4 protein-coding genes are annotated in these 3,478 nt (G+C 64.5%); 1 reads left to right on the forward strand and 3 read right to left on the reverse strand.

What is annotated here, in order from left to right; genetic code table 11:
- A partial coding sequence (gene mgtE / locus EN745_RS32015; RefSeq protein WP_127423098.1) for a magnesium transporter occupies positions 1-1,104 on the forward strand: 1,104 nt, incomplete at its 5' end.
- A 43-nt stretch (positions 1,105-1,147) separates the two neighbouring features.
- Here mgtE and gor read toward each other — a convergent pair.
- From gor to EN745_RS32030, 3 genes are all read right to left on the reverse strand, one after another.
- Positions 1,148-2,536, reverse strand: coding sequence for a glutathione-disulfide reductase (gene gor / locus EN745_RS32020; RefSeq protein WP_126054528.1), 1,389 nt, complete (start codon positions 2,534-2,536; stop codon positions 1,148-1,150).
- A 119-nt stretch (positions 2,537-2,655) separates the two neighbouring features.
- The gene (locus tag EN745_RS32025) at positions 2,656-3,258 is read right to left on the reverse strand and encodes a DUF2059 domain-containing protein (RefSeq protein ID WP_126054527.1); all 603 of its coding nucleotides are present in this window, start codon (positions 3,256-3,258) and stop codon (positions 2,656-2,658) included.
- Positions 3,245-3,478, reverse strand: a 234-nt coding sequence (locus tag EN745_RS32030) for a ribose-5-phosphate isomerase A (RefSeq protein ID WP_189363229.1), incomplete at its 5' end; no start/stop codon positions are given. The genes EN745_RS32025 and EN745_RS32030, both read right to left, overlap by 14 nt.

Raw genomic sequence — 3,478 nt, forward strand, 5'->3', positions numbered from 1 at the left:
GCCGACATCCTGCGCGAGATCGACGAGCCGGCGCGTTCCGAACTGCTCGGCACGCTCGCGCCGCCGCTGCGCGCGACGCTGCTTTCCATCCTCGGTTATCCCGAAGGCAGCGCTGCCTCGATCATGACGACGGAGTTCGTCAGCGTGCCGTCGGACTGGACCGTCGGCCGCACGCTCGACCACATCCGCAAGGTCGAGCGCACCCGCGAGACCGTCTATGCGATCTATATCGTCGATCCGCAAACGCACCTCCTTGTGCGCTCGACCGGCCTGCGGCGTCTGATCACCGGCGAGCCTGACGATCCGATCCTGTCGGTGGCGCCGGACCGCGTGCCGGTGACGGTCACGCCGCTGACCGATCGTGAGACGCTGGCGCAGACGATCTCCAAATACGACCTGCTCGCTGTACCGGTCGTCGACCACGGCAAGCTCCTCGGCATCGTCACCATCGACGACATCATCGACACGATGGTCGAGGAGACGACTGAGGACGTGCATCGCTTCGGCGGCATGGAGGCGCTCGACGAGCCCTATATGAAGATGGGCTTCCTCGCCATGATCCAGAAGCGAGCCGGCTGGCTCTGCGCCCTGTTCATCAGCGAGATGCTGACCGCCAATGCCATGCAAAGCTATGAAGGCGAGCTGGAGAAGGCGATCGTGCTGACGCTGTTCATCCCGCTGATCATGAGCTCGGGCGGCAATTCCGGCTCGCAGGCGACCTCGCTGGTCATCCGGGCGCTGGCGCTGCGCGAGATCGGCCTTGGCGACTGGTGGCGGGTGGCCCTGCGCGAACTGCCGACCGGCCTTGTGCTCGGGGCGATCCTCGGCGTCGTCGGCGTCTGCCGCATCACGCTGTGGCAGTATCTCGGCTTCTACAACTATGGCCCGCACTGGGAACTGATCGCGGCGACAGTGGGTGCCGCGCTGATCGGCATCGTCACCTTCGGCTCGCTCTCCGGGTCGATGCTGCCGTTCGCGCTGAAGCGCATCGGCTTCGATCCGGCAAGCGCCTCGGCGCCGTTCGTCGCCACGCTGGTCGATGTCACCGGCCTGGTGATCTACTTCTCGGTGGCGCTGGTGATCCTGCGCGGTACGCTGCTGTAGGCTTGAACATCCCACCGCCGGCTGTCGCCGGCGGTGGGTATCGTCAGACGCGCTCGCCGTTCTTCACCCGGTAGGTCGGCTTGTACATGGTGACCAGTTCTTCCGCCGCCGTCGGGTGCACGGCCATGGTGCGGTCGAAATCTTCCTTGGTCAGTCCTGCTTTCAGCGGAATCCCCAGAAGCTGCGCCATCTCGCCCGCATCCGGCCCGAGGATATGGGCGCCGAGCACCTTCCCCGAGGCACCGTCGACCACCAGCTTCATCAGCATCTTCTCGTCGCGACCGGACAGGGTGTGGCGCATCGGGCGGAAGCTGGCGCGATAAACCTCGATGTCGGCAAAGCGCTTGACCGCCTCGTCCTCCGACAGGCCGACGGTGCCGATCTCCGGCTGCGAAAACACCGCCGTCGGGATGGTGTCGTGGTCGGGCGCGGTCGGGTTGCCCTTGAAGGCGGACTCGATGAAGCACATCGCCTCATGGATCGCCACCGGCGTCAACTGCACGCGGTTGGTGACGTCGCCGATCGCCCAGATGTTGTCGATGTTGGTGCGCGAGTCCTTGTCGACATTGATGGCGCCGGTCCTGGTGAGTTCGATGCCGACCCCTTCCAGGCCCATGTTCTCGGTGTTGGGGATGCGGCCGATGGCAAGCATCACCTGATCGACGGTCAGCACCTTGCCGCCGGTGACGAGCGCGTCCAGACGCCCGTCCGGCCGCTTGCGCACCCATTCCGACACCGCATGGCAAAGGATCTTGATGCCCTTCTTTTCCATGGTCTCGTGCAGTGTGCGCCTGAGGTCCATGTCGAAGCGGGACAGGATCTCCCTGCCGCGATAGACCAGAGTGGTGTCGACGCCGAGCCCATGGAAGATGTTGGCGAATTCGACGGCGATGTAGCCGCCGCCCTCGATCATGATTGCCTTCGGCAATTTCTTGAGGTCGAAAGCTTCGTTGGAAAAGATGCAGTGCTCATGGCCGACGAGGGCCGGATGCGGCGCTGGCCGGCCCCCGGTTGCGATAAGGATCTGGTCAGCGGTGACGGTCCGATCCTCCCCGAGAAGATGCACCACATGCGGATCAACCAGCATGGCGCGCGAATGGAACGTCTCGCCGCCGGCACCTTTCACGTTCTTCTCGTAGATGGCTTCCAGCCGGGCAATCTCCTTGTCCTTGTTGGCGACCAACGTCGGCCAGTCGAAACTGGCCTCGGGCACGCTCCAGCCGTAGCCGGCGGCGTCAGCAAAATGCTCGGGAAATTGCGAGGCATAGACGTAGAGCTTCTTCGGCACGCAGCCGCGAATGACGCAGGTGCCGCCATAGCGGTATTCCTCGGCGATGCCGACGCGCTTGCCGAGCGCCGCCGCGACACGGGCCGCCCTCACCCCTCCGGAGCCGCCGCCGATGACGAAGAGATCGTAGTCGTAACCGGCCATGCGTGGCTCCTTGCCTTCAAAAATGCCTGAGACAGGTAGGCTGCTCATCACCAAAAGAAAAGCCCGGACAAAGCCGGGCTTTCTGGTCCAGCGGCCGTCAGGCCGCGCAGCAAGGCAAATCAGTTCTGCGTGTTGTCGGCCGGCGCATCGCCGTCAGCCGGAGCCGAGCCATCGGCCGGCGCGGCACCATCCGCGGGAGCGGGCGCGGCCGGAGCGGCGGCCTTCGACGCGGCAGCCAGCGTTTCGCCCACCTGCTGGGCGAGGTCTCGGGCGACGCCGTTCTGCCAGATGTCGGCTGCCTTGACGAGATCGCGCGTCACTGCCGGACCGCTGTCCAGCAGCTTCTTGCCCGAATCGGAGCTGTAGAAGGTCGCGATGTCGTTGAGCTCCTTCTCGGAGAACACCTTGGCATAGGCAAGGGCTGCTTCCTTCTCAAGGTCGGCGCGGCGCGCCGCCAGCGCCATCGCCTTCTCGCTGACGGTCTTGCCGATCAGTTCCTGCATGTCGGGGTTCTTCTGGATAAGCTGGTTCTCAAGCGCCGCCGCTGCCTGCGGCAGGATGTTGTCGAACGGGTCGGTGGCATGGATGGCAGCGACGGCGGCGCGCGCAGCCTTCAGGTGCGATTCGGAGACGTCCTGCGCAAACGCCGGCGAGGACAACGCAAGGACAGCCGAAGCCGCCAGAGCGGCCGAGAAGCGGCGAACCCGGTTATGCAACATCATGGTCGATAGAACTCCCTGGTTTTCGGGCGGCATGGACGGTTTGGATGCCGTCGCCGCCGGCGATGATGGCCGCTGACGCCAGCCCGATGAAAAGACCATGCTCGACAACGCCTGGAATGGCGTGGAGAGCATTCGAAAGCGCTCTTGTATCCGGAATGCGGCCAAAAGATGCATCGAGGATAAAATGGCCGCCGTCTGTAACAAATGGCTGGCTCCCCGT

The organism is Mesorhizobium sp. M4A.F.Ca.ET.022.05.2.1, assembly GCF_003998845.1.
In the GTDB taxonomy this organism is placed as follows: Bacteria; Pseudomonadota; Alphaproteobacteria; order Rhizobiales; family Rhizobiaceae; genus Mesorhizobium.